The following is a 360-nucleotide window of genomic DNA, read 5'->3' on the forward strand; positions in this document are numbered from 1 at the left end:
CCCTGCCGGTGGAGGTGCGCATCGATGACCTGATCCGCCTGGAGCTGGTGGACGCCTTCGAGCGCGACGAGCCGGCGAAGAACATCGCCAAGCGCCTGAGCAAGGCCGGCATCGTCGAGCACTTCAATCACAAGCACGAGATCTTCACGCTGACGCGCCTGACCAATGGCGACTGCCTCTATCTGGACCGCAAGACGCGTCTGTGCACGGTCTATGCCAAGCGTCCGGATACCTGCCGCAACCACCCGCGCATCGGGCCGCGCCCCGGTTACTGCGCCTATCGCAGCAAGACCAACGGCTAGCGCCGCACCAGCGAACGTCACCGCCAACCGCCACGGCACCGGCCCGGGGCACGCAGGG

General features: G+C 66.9%; 1 protein-coding gene. It reads left to right on the forward strand.

All coding sequences use genetic code 11. The features are described from left to right. Positions 1-302: YkgJ family cysteine cluster protein (locus Y887_RS18000; protein ID WP_046965657.1), on the forward strand; the 302-nt coding region annotated here is incomplete at its 5' end. Positions 303-360: the final 58 nt, after the last annotated feature.

Origin of the sequence: Xanthomonas pisi DSM 18956, from assembly GCF_001010415.1 — a bacterium.
GTDB classification, from domain to species: domain Bacteria; phylum Pseudomonadota; class Gammaproteobacteria; order Xanthomonadales; family Xanthomonadaceae; genus Xanthomonas; species Xanthomonas pisi.